Origin of the sequence: Campylobacter aviculae (assembly GCF_005406215.1) — a bacterium.
Taxonomy (GTDB): Bacteria; Campylobacterota; Campylobacteria; order Campylobacterales; family Campylobacteraceae; genus Campylobacter_D; species Campylobacter_D aviculae.
This window is the reverse complement of record NZ_NXMA01000004.1, coordinates 54484-72759: the sequence shown is the minus strand read 5'-3', so window position 1 is coordinate 72759 and position 18276 is coordinate 54484. Positions and strand designations below refer to the sequence as shown.

Genomic DNA, 18276 nt, shown 5'->3' with positions numbered 1-18276 from the left:
TTTGCTTTTTTAATGATTATTCTTTACTTGTCCAGCTAAACGCCCTTTATTGTTAGTGTTATAAACAAAGCCTAATACTTCAGCTACTGCTTTAAATAGTTCTCTAGGGATTAAATCATCGACATCACAAACTTTATAAAGCTCTCTTGCTAAAGGAGGGTTTTCATAAACCACTACATTATTATCATAAGCAACTTGCTTGATTCTTAAAGCAAGAAAATCAACTCCTTTAGCAACTACGCGAGGCGCTTGTTCTTTGGTGGTATCATAACGAATTGCAACTGCATAATGAGTAGGATTTGTAATAACCACATCAGCTCCAGCAACATCTTGAACCATACGACGACGTGCAGCTTCCATTTGTAAACGCCTAATTCTACCTTTAACTTGAGGATCTCCTTCCATTTGTTTATATTCATCCTTAATTTCTTGTTTACTCATACGCAAACCTTTAAAATACTGAAAACGCACTAAAAAAACATCTAAAACAGCAATAATCAAAAAAGCGATAATTACAATTGCAGCTAAAATAATAGCTTTATCTCGAAGCCAAGTGAGTTGCAATACAATATTGTAGCGCTCAACAAGTGGTAATTCTTTCATAAATTTTAAAAGAACAACAAAAGCTATACTAAAAACTATGCTTACTTTTAAAATGATTTTTATAGTATCAATGAGTTTTTTTAAAGAAATAAGATTTTTAAGACCTTTTAAAGGGTTAATTTTTCCTAAATTTGGCATAATAGGTTTTGTAGTAAAAATGAAGCCAAACTGCATAATATTACCTAAAACACCAGCTATCATAATACTTAAAACTATAGGCGCAAGCATAATCAAAACTTCAAAAATACTTTTAATCATAATAGCTTGAACTACACGCAAATCTAATTCCAAGCCAACGAAACTTTGATAATATCTATATAAATTTGTAATTCTCTCACCAATAAAACCCATCATAAATAATGTTATAGAAACACCAATTATTAAACTTATAATAGCTGCGGCATCTTGAGATTTTGGAACATTTCCTTCTTTTCTAGCATCTTCTATTTTTTTGGACGTAGGTTCTTCGGTTTTTTCTTGATCTTCGCCTGGCATTAATGATCCTGATTAAAAAATTATAAGAAAATTATATAATGAAAATTTATGAAATTCAAGTCAAAAGTTAGAGTGAAATTTTTAAAAGGGATATCTCTTTAAAAAGAGATATCTCAAAATTATAATTTGTTTTCGTTTTTATTAAGATATTCTGCAACACCTTTAGGATTAGCTTTCATACCTTCATCGCCCTTATTCCAACCCGCAGGACAAACTTCACCATGTTCATTTGTAAAAAGCATAGTATCTACCATTCTAATCATTTCATCAATATTTCTACCCAATGGTAAATCATTAATAACCGCATGGCGAACTGTTCCATCAGCATCTAATAAGAAAGAACCTCTAAGTGCTACCGCTTCAGCATAAAGAACATCAAAATTTCTAGCAATTTGTTTTGTTAAATCTGCTACAAGTGGAAATTTAACTTGACCTATGCCACCTTGATTGATTGGAGTATTTTTCCAAGCAAAATGCGAAAATTCATTATCTCCTGAAATTCCAATCACTTCAATACCACGATTTTTAAATTCCTGATATCTTTTATCAAAAGCGATAATTTCTGAAGGGCATACAAAAGTAAAATCTTTTGGATAAAAAAATACAACTGCCCCTTTTGGTCCTATATTTTTATAAAGATTAAAATCTTGAACTATTTCATTATTTCCTAGTACTGCAGGTGCAGTAAAATCTAAAGCTTTTTTTGTAACGATCATATTTTTCTCCTAAATAATAAATTTTATTGATAGCTAAATTATATCGTTTAAATCTTTAAAAGATTTTAAAAATACAATTAAACTTGATAGATTTGTTTTATAATATTTTTTAAAAATCATTTATCAAAATATATACTTTATTGATTATCAAAATTTTAGTTTTTTTAAGAATACTATGATAAAATTATCCAACCAAAAAGTTAAATTAATATTTTAAAGGAGAAAAAATGGCAGTAAAAATTACAGATATTTGTATTGCTTGCGGTTCTTGTATTGATGAATGTCCTGTTAGTGCTATTGTTGATGACGCTAACAATCCAGAGGGACAAGATAGTTATTATGTTTATGCAGACAAATGTGTCGAGTGTGTAGGACATAATGATCAACCAGCCTGTGCAAGCGCCTGTCCAACTGATGGATGTATAGTATGGAGTGGAATTGCTTCAGGACAACCAAGCCGTGATAATATCGGTGCAGATATGAGAAATGGTAATACTCCAGTTTTTGCTTAATTCTTGAAAAAGCTAGTTTTAACTAGCTTTTCTTTAATTTTTTTTAAAAAAATTTCAGTATAATTCTACACTTTAAATTACAAAATAAATCTTGGAATATTGTTTTAATATTTTATAGGAGCAATTCTATTATGGAAAGAACTTTATCAATCATTAAACCTGACGCTGTTAAGAAAAATTTTATAGGCAAAATTTTAGATCGCTTTGAAAGCAATGGACTTAAGATAATCGCATTAAAAAAACTTCAACTTACAAAAGAACAAGCGGAAAATTTTTATGCTATTCATAAAGAAAGACCTTTTTTTAAAGATTTGGTGAATTTTATGATCAGTGGTCCTGTTGTTATTTCTATATTAGAGGGCGAAAATGCTGTTTTAAAAAATAGAGAATTAATGGGAGCAACTAATCCAAAAGAGGCTCAACCTGGTACTATTAGGGCAGATTTTGCAGAAAGTATTGATGCAAACGCTGTTCATGGAAGTGATAGTTTAGAAAACGCAAAAAATGAAATCGAGTTTTTCTTTAAATCAAACGAAATTTGCTGAATGAAAATTAGTTTTTCAAAGATTAATAATACAAATTATCCTTTCAAACTTAATCTTGAAAATGTAATTTTTGAAGGAAATTTAGCAAAAATAAATACAAAACTTGTTAAAATAAATGCAATAATGCAAGGTTTTGTTTATAGACCTTGTGATAGCTGTGGTGAAGAGTTGGAACTTTCTATTGATGAAAATTTAGAACTTTTTGCGAGTGATGGTATTTTTAAAGATAAAATTAACGAATTAAGCAATACCATAGAATTTTTTGACGGACAAATAGATCTAATAGAAGTTGCAATTAGTGAACTTGAAGCTTATTTAAGTGATTATTTTTATTGTAATCACTGCAAAAATAAAAATTAATTATTTTATAAAGGAGATAAAATGGCAGTACCTAAAAGAAGAGTAAGTAAAACTCGTGCAGCAAAAAGAAGAACTCACTATAAAGTTAGTCTTCCTATGCCTGTAAAAGATAAAGATGGTAGCTATAAAATGCCTCATCGTGCAAACCCAAATACTAAGGAATATTAAAATCAATGATAAACATTGCTATTGATGCAATGGGTGGAGATTTTGGAGAAAAACCTATCATAGAAGGTGTTGTTGAAGCACTAAAAGAAAGGTCATTTAAAGCTATATTAGTAGGTGATCCCAAAATTTTAAAACCTTTGATTCCAAAAAATCTAGAACAATACATCCAATATGAAGAAGCTTATGAAGTTTTTTCTATGGATGAAAATGCTACCGATGCTTTAAAACGCAAAGATACTACAATTTACAAAGCTATAGAATTGGTAAAAAATGAAAAAGCTAAAGCAATTGTTTCTGCGGGTCATAGTGGAGCAAGTATGTCTTTGGCTACCTTAAGGCTTGGGAGATTGAAAGGTATTTTAAGACCGGCAATTGCAACTTTAATGCCAAATATAAAAAATAAAACATTATTTTTAGATGTAGGTGCAAATACAGATTGTAAAGCTGAACATTTATTCCAATTTGCCATCATGGGCGATATTTATGCTAAAGAATTGATGAATATTGCAAAACCTCGTTTAGCTTTATTATCCAATGGTGAAGAAGAATGCAAAGGAAATGAACTTACTAAAGAAACTCATCAAATGATGAAGCAAATTCCAAATTTTATCGGCAACGCTGAAGGTAGGGATATTTTCAATGGAGAAATTGATATTTTAATCTGTGATGGCTTTAATGGAAATGTGATCTTAAAGGCTTGTGAAGGCGTAGCAACGGCTATTTTTCAAATTTTAAAAAGAGAAGTAAAAGAATCTGTATTTGCTAAAATAGGTGCTTTAATGATGAAACCTGTATTTAAAAAACTTAAAAAGCATATTGACTGGCAAGAATACGGTGGAGCACCTTTGCTTGGAGTAAATGGTTGCGTTATCATAAGTCATGGAAAAAGTGATGCTAGAGCGATTAAAAATGCTATTTTTCAAGCCATTAATTTTAGTAAATCCAATATCAACACCTTGATAGAAAATGAATTAGAGAAGTATAATGCCTAAAGCAAGTTTAAAAAGTATAGCTTCTTATATACCTGATAAAATTTTAAGTAATTCTGATCTTGAAAAAATGGTAGATACTACAGATGAATGGATTACTAAGCGTACTGGAATTAAAGAACGCCGAATTGCAAGTGATGATGAAAAAACTAGTGATCTAGGAACAAAAGCTGCTATAAAAGCTATCGAAAGGGCAGATTTAAAAATTGATGATATTGATGCTTTACTCGTTGCAACTTTAAGCCCTGATTATTTTACTATGCCATCTACAGCCTGTAAAATTGCCGCAAATTTAGGACTTAAAGATATAACCGCCTTTGATGTTTCAGCAGCCTGCTCAGGATTTATTTATCTACTTGAACAAGCTAAAGCCTTCATTGAAAGTGGATTAAAAAAGAATGTGCTTATTATAGGAGTAGAAAAAACAAGCTCTATTATAGATTATAATGATAGAAGTGTCTGTATTCTTTTTGGTGATGGCGCAGGAGCTGGTATTGTAAGTCTTGATGATCAAAATCCTATTATTGATGTTCATACTGCAAGTAATGGTAATTTTGGAGATCTTTTAATGACGCAACGAGCTCAAAAATCTAATATCTGCCATCCCTTAACAATGCAAATGAGAGGCAATGAAGTCTTTAAAGTAGCGGTACAAACACTTAGTAATGACGTTGTTAATATTTTAGCAAAAAACAATATTGATTCTGAAGATATAGATCTTTTTATCCCTCATCAAGCCAATTTACGTATTATTAAAGCTGTTCAAGAAAGACTGAATTTAAGTGATGAAAAATGCGTCATAACTGTACACAAATATGGTAATACGTCAGCAGCTTCTATACCTATGGCAATGAATGATGCTTATGAAGAGGGACGTTTAAAAAAAGGGGATTTGATTTTACTTGATGCTTTTGGAGGTGGATTTACTTGGGGATCTGCTTTACTTCGTTTTGGTGGAAAGAACTATCAGAAATAAGATTTTAAATTTACCAATCAATGTCTAATTGTTAATCTATTAAAAGAGAAGATACTTCGTGACCTTTCTCATCGTAAGTATGAATAAATTTTCCTTTTTTGATTGAAACACTAAAGCCCGTAAATCCCATAATTTCATCATCTTTATCGCAATAAATTGAATACAACTGCTTCTCTCCACTATAAACATAAACCCATGTTCCTTTTTTTATAGCTAAAGTGATCATCATTTTATCCTTTAAAAGCAAAGCGCATTATACAAAAAAAAAAAAAAAACAATGTCAATAAATTTAAGCATATTTTCTTAAAAAATCTTTCATAAATTCACATAAAATTTGCACCTGTTCTAAAGTGATGGCATTATAAATACTTGCCCTAATTCCGCCTAAAATTCTATGACCCTTTAAACCTATTAATCCTTCTTTTTCGGCCTCTTGAACAAAAATAGGATCTAAGTCTTTATTGATTGAAAAACTAACATTCATTAAAGATCTATCTTTTTTATGGGCATGTCCTTGATAAAATCCTTCACTTGAGTCTATACAATCATAAAGCATCGTAGCCTTTTTTAAATTTCTATCATATATTTGATCAAGTCCACCTTGTTTTAAAATCCATTTTGTTTCTAAATCAAAAATATAAATAGCAAAAGTTGGAGGCGTATTATATAAAGATTGATTTTCAACATGAATAGCATATTTAAGCATACTAGTTAAATTTTTTTGACGTGATCTTTCGATCATATCTTTACGTATAAAAACACAACTCAAGCCAGAAATTCCAGCATTTTTTTGTATACCCCCATAAAAAAGAGCTATATTTGAAAAATCAACTTTTTTAGAAAAAAAATCACTTGATGCATCTACAATCAAAGGACTTTTTGTTTTAGGATAATCTTTAAACTGCGTTCCATAAATAGTATTATTAGAGCAAATATAAGCATAATCAGCATGATCACTAAAATCGATATTTGGAATATGATTGAATTTATCATCTTCGCTACTAGCAACCACTTTAACATCAACGCCTAAAATTTGAGCTTCTTTAATAGCCTTACTCGTCCAAACCCCTGTATTAGCATATTCACAAATTCCACCCAAAGATAAATTCATCGGTATCATTGCAAATTGCAAACTAGCGCCTCCGTGCAAAAAGAGAACTTCATAATCATCATTTAAACCATAAATTTCTTTTGCTCTTTTCATAGCTCCAAAATGTATTTCTTCGAAAACTTTAGAGCGATGTGAAATTTCCATAATAGAATATCCCTTGCCTTGATAATCACATAACTCATTTCTTGCATGCTCTAAAATTTCCAAAGGCAAGGTAGAAGGACCTGCGCTAAAATTAATCTTTCTCATCTTTCACTCCTCTAAAATTTTTGCTTGTTTTTGCACAGTTTGAGAGCTTAAAAGCACGGTATCACCATCTTTTAAATCTTGCAATTTTACTATTTTACCATTTTGACTTAATGAAATTAAATTTTCACTTTTTTTAAAAAAATTTTCATGTTGAAAAAAAGAATTTTCTATTTTTTCCAATTTTAAATTTGCTTTTTCTAATTTATTTTTAATTAAAAGCTTGATTTGTTTCATTAAAAGTGAAATTTGATCTTGTTTATCCCCTATAGTTTTTTTTAAAGATTTAGCTTTAAAAATTTGATATAGATTGAAAAGTAAATCTTGGTAATTTTGCATCTTTTGATTCATCGTTTTTATAAAATTTTCTTCCAAATTATCTAAATTTTGTTCCAAATCTAACTTAGAATAAAATAAAAAATCTATCGCCGCTGAAGGAGTTGGTGCTCTAAGATCAGCAACAAAATCACTAATAACATAATCAATCTCATGTCCAATAGCCGAAATAATAGGAGTTTTAGCTTTAAAAATTTCTCTTGCTAAATTTTCATCATTAAAGCAAAAAAGATCTTCTCGACTACCCCCTCCTCTAGCCATAATAAGAACATCAAGATTCATAATGTCAGCTTTTCTTAAAGCATCGATTAAAGAGTTTGGCGCTGTATTGCCTTGAGTTAAGGCGTTAAAAATATAAATTTTAGCTAAAAAATATTCTTTTTGATTAATAAGCTTTAACATATCTTGCAAAACAGCTGAAGTTTTTGAAGTGATAATTCCTACTTTTTTTGGAAATTTAGGCAAGACTTTTTTATGGATACTATCAAACATACCCTCTTTTTGTAATTTTTCTTTTAGGGCAATAAATTGACTTTCTAAATCACCAAATCCAGATTTTTTCATACTGTTAGCAACAAATTGGTATCTTCCATTTTCAGGATACAAACTAACACTACCAACTAGTTCTAGTAAATCCCCTACTTCAGGCTTAAAATGAACTTTTAAATTGTTATTTTTAAACATAACACAAGCTATGCTTGATTTTTCATCTTTTAAATCAAAATACCAATGTCCTGAGCCATGTATAGTGATTTTTGAAATTTCACCACTAAGCACAATATCAACAAAATGCGTTTCTAATAAAGCCTTAGCCTTTAAATTTAATTCACTTGGAGTCATAATTTTTTGGCTATAAACATTGAACTAACACCAAAGCTAAAGCTTTTAAAATCTATCATTTCAAAGCCAGAGTCACTCAATTCTTTTATAAATTCTTCCTTGCTTAAAAATTCATCAATAGAATTAGGCAAATACTCATAAGCATCTTTATTTTTACTGATAATTCCACCTAAAGTTGGTAAAATATTTTTCAAATAAAAATCTCTTAGAGTGGCTATCAATCCACCTTTTTCTCTTTTTGTAAATTCCAAAACAACAAAAATTCCTCCTTTTTTTAAAACTCTAAAAAATTCATTTAAAGCTTGTTTTCTTTCTACTACATTACGAATTCCATAACTTATACTTACAATATCAACGCTTTCATTCCCTAAAGGCAAATTTTGAGCCTTTGCCTGTATGAAATCAATATTTGGAAATTTTTGCTTAGCAATCTCTAGCATACCTTCACTTGGATCAATACCTTTAATACTTGTGATATTTTTAGAAAGCATCTTAGCCTTTTCTTGCCATATAGCAACCATATCACCCGTTCCACAAGCTACATCAATTATATCTAAATTATCTTTTTGATAAATTTTTAAAACTCTTTTGCAAGCAAATTTACGCCAATTTGTATCCACTCCAAAACTTAAAATCCTATTCGCTTTATCGTAAGTAGGAGCAATCTCATTAAACATTTCTATGATCTTATCTTGTTTTTGCATCAACACCCTTTATAAATTTTTAATTCTTTACTTGCTTGAGAAATCAATTTATCAAATTTCTCTCTTTTGCTTCCTATTTTAGAAAGAACTTCTTTTTTAGATTGTAAAATAAAATACTTTTTATATAGTTTATTTAAAGACTTTATATCAAAAAAATCACAAAAATATTCTAAAAAAATAGTTAGTTCTAAAAAACTTTTTTCAAAATCTTTCAGTAAATTCTTTTTAAAAAAAATTAATTTTTTTCTAAATTCTATCGCAATAATTTGCTTAAAGAGTTTATCTTTTTTTTTACCTTCATAAAATGAATTTTCTTTTACAAAAAAATCAAAATCACTAAATAAACTTTGCAAATTTTCACTACTTAAAAATAAAAGCAAACCTTCATTATCTTGTTTATAAAAGCGATTAAACTGCTTAATTAGATCTTTAAATCTAAAAATTAAATCTTTGCTCAAATTTTGATTAAAAACTCCATTTGCGGTAACTAGAATAACATAAATTTTATTGCTATAAGAAAGAAACTCATAAAAAGATTCTTCTTGTTTTTTATCCAAAGCTAAATTCCAATAAAATCTCAGCTTTTTAAACAAATAAAATAAAAAAATTCTATATCCTTCAAAAGCATTAATTAAATTTGGAAATTTTAAAATTATATCCGGATCTTTTTCAATCTTTTTAAAATATTTTTCAATATCAATCTTAAAAAAATCACATCCATAAAGCATCATAAACTTAGAATCTAAAGCATAGTCAAATTCTTTTTGAATTTTAAATTCATTTGGCAAGGTAAAATGGCAAGCTTCTTCTAGAGTAGGAAAAAAAATTTTAAAAATACAAATTTCTGGCTTACTATATACATCAATAAAACTTTTTAGCGAGCAAAACTTAAATTCATAACGTTTTTTTTTGATACTTTTTCCTATACGATTCTTACGAGCTTTTATAAATTCTTTTTTAGATATTTTTTCTTCTTGATTTTGTTCTAAAATTTCATCATTTATTTCAGTAATTTTATAATAATTACCATCAATATTTTTAAACTTTATGTTTTTGGAATAGGTTATTTTGGTATAAAAAATTTCAATTTCAGAAATTTTAAATAAAACCCCATCTTTTTGAAAATTTCTTAAAAGAGTTGTATCGGAAAGCAAAAAGTTTTTTTGAATTTCATGAACCATTAAAATAACCTTATAAATTTATAAGCTATTTTAACTTTATTTTCCTTAATGGCACTTTTTACAACCATCTACATAAGCACAAACGGCTAAATGATTGATTAAATTTCCTATCTTTTTTTCTAAAAATTCTTGATATTCATTAAGTTGAATATCTTTAAAACTTAAATCTTCTATATTTCCACATTTAAAACAAACAATATGAACATGTTCTTCTTCGTAAATATCATAACAAGTTTTTTGATTTAAAGCATTGATTTCAACAACTAAACCTTGTTCTTGCAAAGTATTTAAATTCTTATAAACTGTAGCAAGAGATATGGAAGGGTATTCTTTTTTAATTTCTGCATATAATTCTTCTATATTTGGATGTTCATGTCTTTTTAAAATTTTTAAAACACATAATCTTTGCGGAGTAGCTTTTAAATCATGTTTTTTAAGCATCTTTAATATTTCCATATCAATATCCTCAAATGTTCTAAATTAAGAAATAATAATAAAATTTTCATTAAAAGAAGTTTATATTATATAATATTTTTTATTAGATAATAAAATAATATTAATTTTTAACACCTTTTAAAAATCCGTTATGATAAATAAATTTGTATTTCTTGAACTATACTTTCTACATCAAGTTTTAAATTTTTTTCAACTTCATTCGTTTTTCCATGTTCTATAAATCTATCTTCATATTCAAAAGAGATAATTTTAACATTAAAATCATATTTTTGAATAAAAGTTTGTAATAAACTTGCTACTCCACCAATCTTAGCATTTTCGCTAAATACAAACCAAACCTTAGTCTTTTTAGCAAGTTCTTTTAAAAGCATTTCGTCTAGAGGTTTAGCAAAAATTAAATCGATCAAATTTACATCTTGTTCTAATTCTTGCATTTTTTTAAAAACTTGCCAAGCTTTTCCTACACCCTGACCATAACCTATAAAAGCGATATTACTCTCATTTTTTATTAGCCATTGAGCTTTAGCTAATTCTATCTTAGAAGGACTGAATTCTTGATCCAAAATAAAACTGCCTCTAGGATAACGAAAAGCTAAAGGACCTTGATGAAAATAAGCATACTCCATAATATTTTCCATCATTCGTTCATCTCTAGGGGCAACTAAACTTAAATTAGGTAAAGGAGCTAAAAAACTCACATCGAAAACACCTTGATGGGTTTCGCCATCTTCACCTACTATACCGGCTCTATCCATAGCAAAAACAACATTTAAATTCATAATAGCACAATCATGGATCACTTGATCATACGCACGTTGTAAAAAAGTACTATATATAGCTATAAAAGGCTTAAATCCTTCTCGTGCCATAGCAGCCATAGAAGTCACTGCGTGTTGTTCAGCAATAGCCACATCCCAAAAACGATCAGGATATCGCTCAATTAATTTATCAAGTCCAGTTCCACTAGGCATAGCAGCAGTTACACCTACAATATTTTTATATTTTTCAGCTAATTGTAATAATTTTTGAGAAAAAATTTCGGTAGCACTTTTTGCACCACCTTTCTTTAAAGCTTCTCCGCTATCAATATCAAAAGCCCCAACCCCATGCCATTTAGAATGCTGACCTTCTGCTAAAGCATAACCTTTGCCCTTTAGAGTTTGAGCATGAATTACGCAAGGTTTTTGCATTGCTTTTGCCTGTTTTAAAGCAGAAATGATTTCTGTTAAATTATGTCCATCAATAGGACCTATATATTCAAGCCCCAACTCTTCAAATAAAAGTCCAGGGGTAATAAGTTTGAAGCTTTCCTCAAAACGTTTAGCCATATAGGTTGCAGAATCAGGTAAAATATCCAACATTTTTGCAATTCGTTTTTTAAAATTTTGATAAAATTGCGTTGCCATTGCTTGTGAAAGATACTTTGAAATCGCACCTATTGGTTTTGAAATACTCATTTCATTGTCATTTAAAATCACTACACAAGGAAATTTAGAATCTCCTAATTCATTTAAAGCTTCATAAGCCATTCCTGCACTCAAAGCTCCATCACCAATTAATGCTACAGGAATACGTTTCTCACCCTTTAAAGCTATAGCCTTACAAGCTCCAACTGCTAAAGAAAGAGAAGTACTAGAATGTCCTGCTATAAAATAATCCCCTTCGCTAGGTTTTGTATAACCACTAAGCCCATTAAACTGTCTTAAAGTATGAAAAATATCTTCCTTTCCACTTAAAAGTTTATGAGTATAGGATTGATGAGAAACATCAAAAATAAAAGGAGTTGTTTTTGCGTCAAAAACCGTATGCATGCCTATTGTTAATTCTACTGCACCTAAATTAGAGCTTAAATGTCCACCATTTTTAGAAACGACTTTTATAATTTCTTGTCTGATTTTTTGAGCCAAACTCTCAAGTTCATTTATACTTAAAGATTCTAAATCTATTTGTGAATGAGTAAAAATTTTATTCATTATTAACCATTTTTTTAATTTTTACAAGACGGGAATTTAAATCAGATTCTATATTACCATTATCACTTAAAATAATCACACTTCCTTTGCTGATAGCATCATCAAGACTCACCTTTATATGAGAAAACTCACCAAAATGTTCTTTTAAATAATCATAATCATTAGAATTAACTTTAATCTCAATAGAACTTGCTCCTTTTAACTCGCTAACTAAATTTTTAGCTAAAGCATAAGCAATTTTACTTGAATTGCTTTCAAGCTCTTTACTCACAACTTCTTTAGCAATATCAATAGCGGTATCAGCAAGATCTTTTTCATTTTTTTCTATAAAAGAATCCAATTTTACACAAGCTTCATCAAGTTTAGCAATACTTTTTAAATATTTATCTTTTAACTCATCTAATTCTTTTTGAAATTCTAATTTAGCTTGCTCATATCCCTCTTTTGAAAATTTTTCTTTAGCATTTTCAAGTTCAGAATTCAAGCGGTTATTAAATTCATTTTCTTGACTTTCTATTTGCATTTGAAGTTTAATAATATTGCTTGACATTTCATCCGTTTTTTTAAGCAAATCTTCTACAAAGCTTGATTGAAAAGTTGGAGGTAAGCTAGATTCATTAGCTGCGGATTCTAAATCAGATATTTGTTCTTGATTTTGCTCTTGAACTTCATTTGTAGGGTTTGAAATTTTATCCTCATTTGGTGTTTGTATATTGGAATTTTTTTCAGGATTATCGAATTCAGAAATAACCTTAAAATGATAACCTTCAACTACATGTTGCTCGGAAGTTGCATTTGAAATTACATTACTACGATTAGTCATATTATACCTACTCTATCATCTCATCAGCATCGCCAGTTTGTACTAAACCTTGCTCTGCTAATTTTTGTACCACTTCAACCACCTTTCTTTGAGCATCTTCAACGTCTTTAACACGTACAGCTCCTAAAAATCCCATCTCTTCAAGGAAAGCTTCGCTTGCACGCGAAGACATGTTGGCTAAGAATTTTTGTTTCAATTCTTCACTGGCTCCTTTAAGTCCTATCATAAGATCTTTTTTATCGGCTACCTTTAAAATTTCTCTTATTGCTTGAGTGCTAAGTTTTTGTATGTCATCAAAAGTAAACATAAGCTCTTTAATCGTTTCAGCAAGGCGTTCATCACTTTGTTCAATATAAGTAATAGTAGATTTGCTTGCTTTTTGCCCTAAACGATTAAGCACTTCAGCCACGGCTCTTGGACCACCCACCTCAACTTTATAAGAAGTAAGACTTTCGAGTTTGCTTTCAAGAACAGCAGAAACTCTTTTGATGATACTTGGAGAAATATCTCCAAGGTTTGCCATTCTGATCACAACTTCAGCTCTTAATTCGTCACTAAAATATTCTAAAGTTTCAGCCGCATGGATTGAATCCATATGTGCTAAAATAAGAGCAATAGTTTGTGGGTGTTCTTTAGTGATAAAATCTGCCAATTGTTGCGGTTTAATTTGCGCCAAATAAGCAAAATTTTGATTGTTTTCCATACTTTTAGTAAGTTTTTCAAGAATCTTATTGGCAATTTCAGGACCAAAAGTACGGAATAAAATCTCTTTAGCGTATTCCAAACCACCACTTTTAATATATTGATTAGATTGAAGCAGGGTGTAAAATTCTTCTAAAACAGCTGTAGCTACTGATCTATCAACATTTTTTGCCATGGCAATATAACGGGAAATCTCGGTAATAACATCAATCTCCATGTGAGAAAACACAGAAGTCGTTGCATCTTCGCCAAGTTGTATCAGAAATATCGCTACCTTTTCAGGCATCGATAAATCGTCATAAACCATTTTTTGTTCTTCGCTAAGCTTTATCATCTATATATCCTTTTCACTAAATTCACTATCGTTTTGAATTAAATTTTGCAAAAGAATAGCAATTTCTTCACCCTTATCACTTACTAACCCTCGTAATTTTTCGAGTAAAACTTCATACTGAATAGAATCTTCATTGAAATTATCTCCAAAACCAAGTTGTTCTTCAACTTTCTTTCTAGCTGCATTAAATTTCTCTAATGCATCCTCAGCATCATCTATGATAGCATTAAGCCCTCCTTCTTGAGCCTCCTCTTGTGCAGCCACATCTTCGAGCATTTTCTGCGTAAAAGGTGTGATAACTTTTTTGTAAAAAATAAAAAGCAAGATTGCTGCAATAAAATATTTAACAGGAGGAATGAAAGGCTCAATAAAGCGGTTATAAAAGGTTTTAACCTTGCTTTCAACCCTGATAGTTTCACGATGAAATGGTAAATTTTGCACCACAACACTATCACCTCTTGTGGCATTAAAATTGATTGTATTTTTTACTATACTTTCAATACTTGCTAATTCTTGTTTGGTTAGTGGAACATATTCACTCTTAACATCTCCATTAGCATCAACAGTATCTTGATATCTTCCATCAATTGTTACAGCTGCTGATGTCCGAAGAATAGTTGCAAATTGTTTTTTTGTATTAGTAACTGTCTTTGAAAGCTCATTATTTGTAGTGACTTGATTTTTTTTATAAGTATCAATTTCTCCTTTATTATCAAGTCCTTCAACCGGACCTATATTTGAAACTGCACCTGGAACACCTTGAATTTCAGGATCTTTTCTTCCAGTTCTTTCCTCATTTAAAGTCTGCTCGCTTCTTACAATAGGATTTGGATCATAAATTTCACTTTGAGATTCTTGTTTAGAAAAATCAAAATCTATATTTACACTTACTTTTACCTTATCTGTTCCACCCGCAAAAGGAGCTAAATTTTCTATGATTTTATCTTCTAGTGCTTTTTCTTGATCGCTTTTAAATTTTATTTGAGCACGAACTAAATCATCTTCATATGCTTCTTGCTCATCTAGTGGAATACCTCGTTGATCACTGATTTTAACATTTTCTTTTGTAAGTTTAGGAATTGCTGCTGAAACTATATTTTTTATTCCATCAATTTGCTTTCGAGTAAGCTTTAATCCTTCTTTGACATTAACCACAACAGATGCGGTTGGTGGAATTTGTCTTTCGGTAAAAACCGTATCTTTTGGAAAAGCTATATGCACAACTGCACTACGGATTGGTTCAAGCGTTTCAATAGTTCTTGATAATTCACCTTCAATAGCTCTTTGATACCTAACTTTTTGCTCTTCGTTAGTCGCACCAAATTGCTGCTGATCAAAGGCTTCAAAACCTATACGACTATCTTTAATTAACCCTTCACTAGCAATAAACATTCTTTGACGATAAACCTGATCTTGAGGAACTAAAATTTTATTTTCACTAGCAAGCTTATAAGGAATATTATTCTGTTCTAACTTTGCTACAATTGCTGCAGAAGAACTAGGACTAACATTTTCAACTAAAACAGCATAGCCATCATGTGCACTATTTCCACTTCCACGAAATAATGTCAAAAACACTAAAAATCCAACTACAACAACTATAGAAGCAGCAATAACTATACGCTGTTTGCGAGTCAATTTCTGATAAAGTTGTCCGACTTGGTGCAGCATTTCTTTAAAATCCATTAATTCTCATCCCTTAATTTAATCAATTTTATCCTCAAAATAACTAATATCTATGTACATAGAATTGAAAAGTGCTTATTTGCTATTTTTTCAAAAGTACTTTACATTTTTCTTTTAGCAAATTTTAAGAAAATTTTACTTTAATTTTACCAAAAAATAAATAAAAATTATCACATTATTCAGTAATTTTATTTATTTTGGTTAAATAAATATTTATAGCTTATAAACACCAAAAGCACAATTTATTACAATATATTACTTATCATCTATGTTTAGAGCCTTAAATAAGTTTTTTAAAGCTAAATAAGCTATAATAAAAATGAAATTTAATTAAAAAGGGGATAAAAATGTTTGATTATGCCAAGTATGAAAATGCTAGTGAAAAACAACTCATACACGCCCTTACTTTAAAAGAAAAAAAAGCAGAAAAACTTGCTTTAGAGACTAAAGAAAATCAAGAAGCGTTAGAGTTTTTAAAAAAGAAATTAGAAAAGATTATGGACGAGCCAACGGAAGAAACTAGAAAGGCTTTGAAAGAAAGTAATTTAAAAGGACCATTTAAAGATTTTGCTAGTTTAAAACAATATCTTATGGATTAATTATGAGAGAAGTTTTTATTGAAAATATTTTTAAGAAAGACTATAAGCGTATTATAAAACAACAATGGAATATAACAAAAGTAGATAAAGTTATAGAAATATTAATAAATGATGATATTTTACCAGAAAGAATTAAAGATTAGACGGTAGAATTTATTTACACAATATCGACAAAAAGGTTAAATTTCAAATATCTTTTATATTTTATTCCAATCTTTTAAACCTATTGTGAAATAAAAGACTCGATTAAAAACTAATATTTTTTACAAAAAAACTAATTTATAGTTAAAAATTTTATTTCTTTGGAAAACCTTTAATCACGAAATTCACTTCCGGATTTTTTAAATCGCTTTTTCTTTTTACCTAATTTAAGTTTTTAGATATTTTTTTGGTATAGACCTTAGTTTTTGTGCTTTTTATCTACAAAAAGCTTATTATAGCAGTTTATTAAAGTAAATCTAACTTTTCTTTTGATTTTCTCTTACCTCAGTGATGGTTTTACCACCCAAACCATAATTATCCATTTCAATCTCATCAATAATTACAACAGTGGAAGTCTTATTTTTATTTAAAACTCTAGCAATTAAATCTGTAACGCCTTCGATTAACTCTTGTTTTTGTTTAAGCGTAGGCTCATCTTTTTCTCTTGTGATTTTAATATTAACAAAGGGCATAATATTCTCTTGATTCTAAATTTTTCATAATTCTAGCATAATTTTTAAGTTTTTATTGTATAGAAAAATATCACTTTAATCGTCTTGAGTTAAATAAGCCATATAAAAAACAAAATAATTACAAAAGTATTACTTCAAAATTTTACCACCAACTTCGTTAAATTTATATCCGATCTCAATGCCAATAAACTGAATTTTATTTTTCTTTGTGTAGTTAGCAATAGCTTCTTTTAGTTATTTTCTAAATCTCTTGAAACGGCAAAAATTTTGTTATAAATCAATTCTATGGCATCATGATCTAAATTTTTTAAATTTTTATTTTTTAAACGATCAAGAATCTCTTTTTCTCTTTTGGGATAATAAATTTCTTTATTATGGTTTTTTTTAATTTCTCCTATAATTTTAACATAAGCCATTCTTTCATTTAAAAGCTCTAAAATTTTATCATCCACTATATCAATTTTATCTCTTAGTTCTTTTAAATCAAGCATTGCTCTTCCTTTAAAATTTCAAAAACACTCGGATAAACTCCATCAAGAACGCTTGTATCAATGCCTTTAGTATTGTTTAGTTTTCCACTTAAAACTAAATAAGTTTTCATATTTAATTCTTTTGCTTTAAGCAAATCCCCTTTAAAATCGTCACTGATTATTTTTATATCTTCAAATCGAGCATTTTGATTTTGCATTTTTAACAATTTTAAAGCCTCGTTATAAAAAATCACACTTGGCTTACCCACAACATCATATTCAAAATGAATTGCGTTTTTAAGCATAGCCATTATACTTCCTACCCCTGGGTAAGATTTATTGTCTTTTTTATAAATGCTACTTTCATGCATAGCCACAACTTTAACTCCATTTTTAATCATTTCTATAATGCTAGCAAAATCATTAAATTTAAAATCATCAAAACTAGCAATAAGAACTAATTCTGGATTTTTAAAATCCAACTTAAAGCCAAGCATTTCAAGACTTTGCAAAAACTCATTAGCACCAAAAGCAGCCACTTTACAAGGCTTAAAAAGAGTTTTTAAAATACAAAAAGGATCCAAATAAGCATTATCTTTTATATTTAAGCCCTTTTGTCTTAAAATTTCTAAAAAATCAAGTTTTTTGGTATTGTTTGTGATAATCACATAAGCAAGATTATTTGTGTTTAAAAAATCGATTAATTCTTTGGCTCCGAAAATTAAAGATTTATCAGCATCTGAAATAAGCGTTCCTTGAACATCTAAAAAAAACATT

22 protein-coding genes and 1 pseudogene are annotated in these 18276 nt (G+C 29.1%); 8 read left to right on the top strand and 15 right to left on the bottom strand.

Annotation, left to right across the window (positions count from 1 at the left end; all coding sequences use genetic code 11):
* Positions 1 to 9 precede the first annotated feature (9 nt).
* The gene (flhB, locus tag CQA76_RS02925; protein ID WP_137621957.1) at positions 10 to 1098 is read right to left on the bottom strand and encodes a flagellar biosynthesis protein FlhB; all 1089 of its coding nucleotides are present in this window, start codon (positions 1096 to 1098) and stop codon (positions 10 to 12) included.
* Between the two features lie 119 nt (positions 1099 to 1217).
* Positions 1218 to 1814 carry a peroxiredoxin gene (locus CQA76_RS02920; RefSeq protein WP_137621956.1) on the bottom strand — a complete coding sequence of 199 codons (597 nt, stop codon included), beginning with the start codon at positions 1812 to 1814 and terminating at the stop codon, positions 1218 to 1220.
* 227 nt (positions 1815 to 2041) lie between these two features.
* Here CQA76_RS02920 and CQA76_RS02915 point away from each other — a divergent pair, with 227 nt between their 5' ends.
* From CQA76_RS02915 to CQA76_RS02890, 6 genes are all read left to right on the top strand, one after another.
* Entirely contained in the window at positions 2042 to 2326 is a 285-nt protein-coding gene (locus CQA76_RS02915; RefSeq protein ID WP_137621955.1) for a DUF362 domain-containing protein, read from the top strand.
* Between the two features lie 131 nt (positions 2327 to 2457).
* The gene (gene ndk, locus CQA76_RS02910) at positions 2458 to 2871 is read left to right on the top strand and encodes a nucleoside-diphosphate kinase (RefSeq protein ID WP_137621954.1); all 414 of its coding nucleotides are present in this window, start codon (positions 2458 to 2460) and stop codon (positions 2869 to 2871) included.
* Positions 2872 to 3231, top strand: coding sequence for a hypothetical protein (locus CQA76_RS02905; protein WP_137621953.1), 360 nt, complete (start codon positions 2872 to 2874; stop codon positions 3229 to 3231). It begins immediately after the preceding gene.
* Positions 3232 to 3252: 21 nt separating this feature from the next.
* Positions 3253 to 3399 (top strand): 50S ribosomal protein L32, encoded by a 147-nt coding sequence (gene rpmF / locus CQA76_RS02900; RefSeq protein ID WP_137621952.1) that lies wholly within the window; start codon positions 3253 to 3255, stop codon positions 3397 to 3399.
* 5 nt (positions 3400 to 3404) lie between these two features.
* Positions 3405 to 4391, top strand: coding sequence for a phosphate acyltransferase PlsX (gene plsX / locus CQA76_RS02895; RefSeq protein WP_137621951.1), 987 nt, complete (start codon positions 3405 to 3407; stop codon positions 4389 to 4391).
* Positions 4384 to 5364 (top strand): beta-ketoacyl-ACP synthase III, encoded by a 981-nt coding sequence (locus tag CQA76_RS02890; protein ID WP_137621950.1) that lies wholly within the window; start codon positions 4384 to 4386, stop codon positions 5362 to 5364. Before plsX ends, CQA76_RS02890 begins: the two co-directional genes overlap by 8 nt.
* Before the next feature lie 31 nt (positions 5365 to 5395).
* Here the strand turns inward: CQA76_RS02890 and CQA76_RS02885 are convergent, their stop codons facing one another.
* From CQA76_RS02885 to fliF, 10 genes are all read right to left on the bottom strand, one after another.
* Complete coding sequence (locus tag CQA76_RS02885; RefSeq protein ID WP_137621949.1) at positions 5396 to 5590, bottom strand: hypothetical protein; 195 nt, start codon at positions 5588 to 5590, stop codon at positions 5396 to 5398.
* Positions 5591 to 5653: 63 nt separating this feature from the next.
* Positions 5654 to 6724 carry a phosphoserine transaminase gene (gene serC, locus CQA76_RS02880; protein ID WP_137621948.1) on the bottom strand — a complete coding sequence of 357 codons (1071 nt, stop codon included), beginning with the start codon at positions 6722 to 6724 and terminating at the stop codon, positions 5654 to 5656.
* 3 nt (positions 6725 to 6727) lie between these two features.
* Positions 6728 to 7897 (bottom strand): exodeoxyribonuclease VII large subunit, encoded by a 1170-nt coding sequence (gene xseA, locus CQA76_RS02875; RefSeq protein ID WP_137621947.1) that lies wholly within the window; start codon positions 7895 to 7897, stop codon positions 6728 to 6730.
* On the bottom strand, positions 7894 to 8601 hold the full coding sequence (gene ubiE / locus CQA76_RS02870) for a bifunctional demethylmenaquinone methyltransferase/2-methoxy-6-polyprenyl-1,4-benzoquinol methylase UbiE (RefSeq protein WP_137621946.1): 708 nt from the start codon (positions 8599 to 8601) through the stop codon (positions 7894 to 7896). Before ubiE ends, xseA begins: the two co-directional genes overlap by 4 nt.
* Entirely contained in the window at positions 8601 to 9782 is a 1182-nt protein-coding gene (locus CQA76_RS02865) for a CYTH domain-containing protein (protein WP_137621945.1), read from the bottom strand. The genes ubiE and CQA76_RS02865 overlap by 1 nt, the downstream gene beginning before the upstream one ends.
* A 45-nt stretch (positions 9783 to 9827) precedes the next feature.
* Positions 9828 to 10238: a peroxide-responsive transcriptional repressor PerR gene (gene perR / locus CQA76_RS02860; protein ID WP_137621944.1), complete on the bottom strand. Its 411-nt coding sequence runs from the start codon at positions 10236 to 10238 to the stop codon at positions 9828 to 9830.
* Positions 10239 to 10366: 128 nt separating this feature from the next.
* Positions 10367 to 12211, bottom strand: a complete 1845-nt coding sequence (gene dxs, locus CQA76_RS02855) for a 1-deoxy-D-xylulose-5-phosphate synthase (protein ID WP_137621943.1) — start codon at positions 12209 to 12211, stop codon at positions 10367 to 10369.
* Positions 12204 to 13034 (bottom strand): flagellar assembly protein FliH, encoded by an 831-nt coding sequence (gene fliH / locus CQA76_RS02850; protein WP_137621942.1) that lies wholly within the window; start codon positions 13032 to 13034, stop codon positions 12204 to 12206. Before fliH ends, dxs begins: the two co-directional genes overlap by 8 nt.
* Before the next feature lie 7 nt (positions 13035 to 13041).
* Positions 13042 to 14070 carry a flagellar motor switch protein FliG gene (fliG, locus tag CQA76_RS02845; RefSeq protein ID WP_137621941.1) on the bottom strand — a complete coding sequence of 343 codons (1029 nt, stop codon included), beginning with the start codon at positions 14068 to 14070 and terminating at the stop codon, positions 13042 to 13044.
* Positions 14071 to 15756 (bottom strand): flagellar basal-body MS-ring/collar protein FliF, encoded by a 1686-nt coding sequence (gene fliF, locus CQA76_RS02840; RefSeq protein WP_137621940.1) that lies wholly within the window; start codon positions 15754 to 15756, stop codon positions 14071 to 14073.
* A 347-nt stretch (positions 15757 to 16103) separates the two neighbouring features.
* Between fliF and CQA76_RS02835 the strand changes: the two genes are divergently transcribed.
* Together CQA76_RS02835 and CQA76_RS02830 are read left to right on the top strand one after the other, a co-directional pair.
* Positions 16104 to 16355, top strand: coding sequence for a hypothetical protein (locus CQA76_RS02835; RefSeq protein ID WP_137621939.1), 252 nt, complete (start codon positions 16104 to 16106; stop codon positions 16353 to 16355).
* 2 nt (positions 16356 to 16357) lie between these two features.
* Positions 16358 to 16498, top strand: coding sequence for a type II toxin-antitoxin system YafQ family toxin (locus tag CQA76_RS02830; RefSeq protein WP_137621938.1), 141 nt, complete (start codon positions 16358 to 16360; stop codon positions 16496 to 16498).
* A 315-nt stretch (positions 16499 to 16813) separates the two neighbouring features.
* On the opposite strand, the gene CQA76_RS02825 is transcribed toward CQA76_RS02830, so the two are convergent.
* The 3 genes and pseudogenes from CQA76_RS02825 to CQA76_RS02815 all read right to left on the bottom strand — a co-directional run bounded on the left by CQA76_RS02825 (position 16814) and on the right by CQA76_RS02815 (position 18275).
* The gene (locus tag CQA76_RS02825) at positions 16814 to 17029 is read right to left on the bottom strand and encodes a 2-hydroxymuconate tautomerase family protein (RefSeq protein WP_137621937.1); all 216 of its coding nucleotides are present in this window, start codon (positions 17027 to 17029) and stop codon (positions 16814 to 16816) included.
* Between the two features lie 239 nt (positions 17030 to 17268).
* A pseudogene (pheA, locus tag CQA76_RS02820) lies at positions 17269 to 17520 on the bottom strand (chorismate mutase); the annotation flags it as partial.
* The gene (locus tag CQA76_RS02815) at positions 17508 to 18275 is read right to left on the bottom strand and encodes an HAD-IIA family hydrolase (protein WP_137621935.1); all 768 of its coding nucleotides are present in this window, start codon (positions 18273 to 18275) and stop codon (positions 17508 to 17510) included. The pseudogene pheA and the gene CQA76_RS02815, both read right to left, overlap by 13 nt.
* Position 18276: the final 1 nt, after the last annotated feature.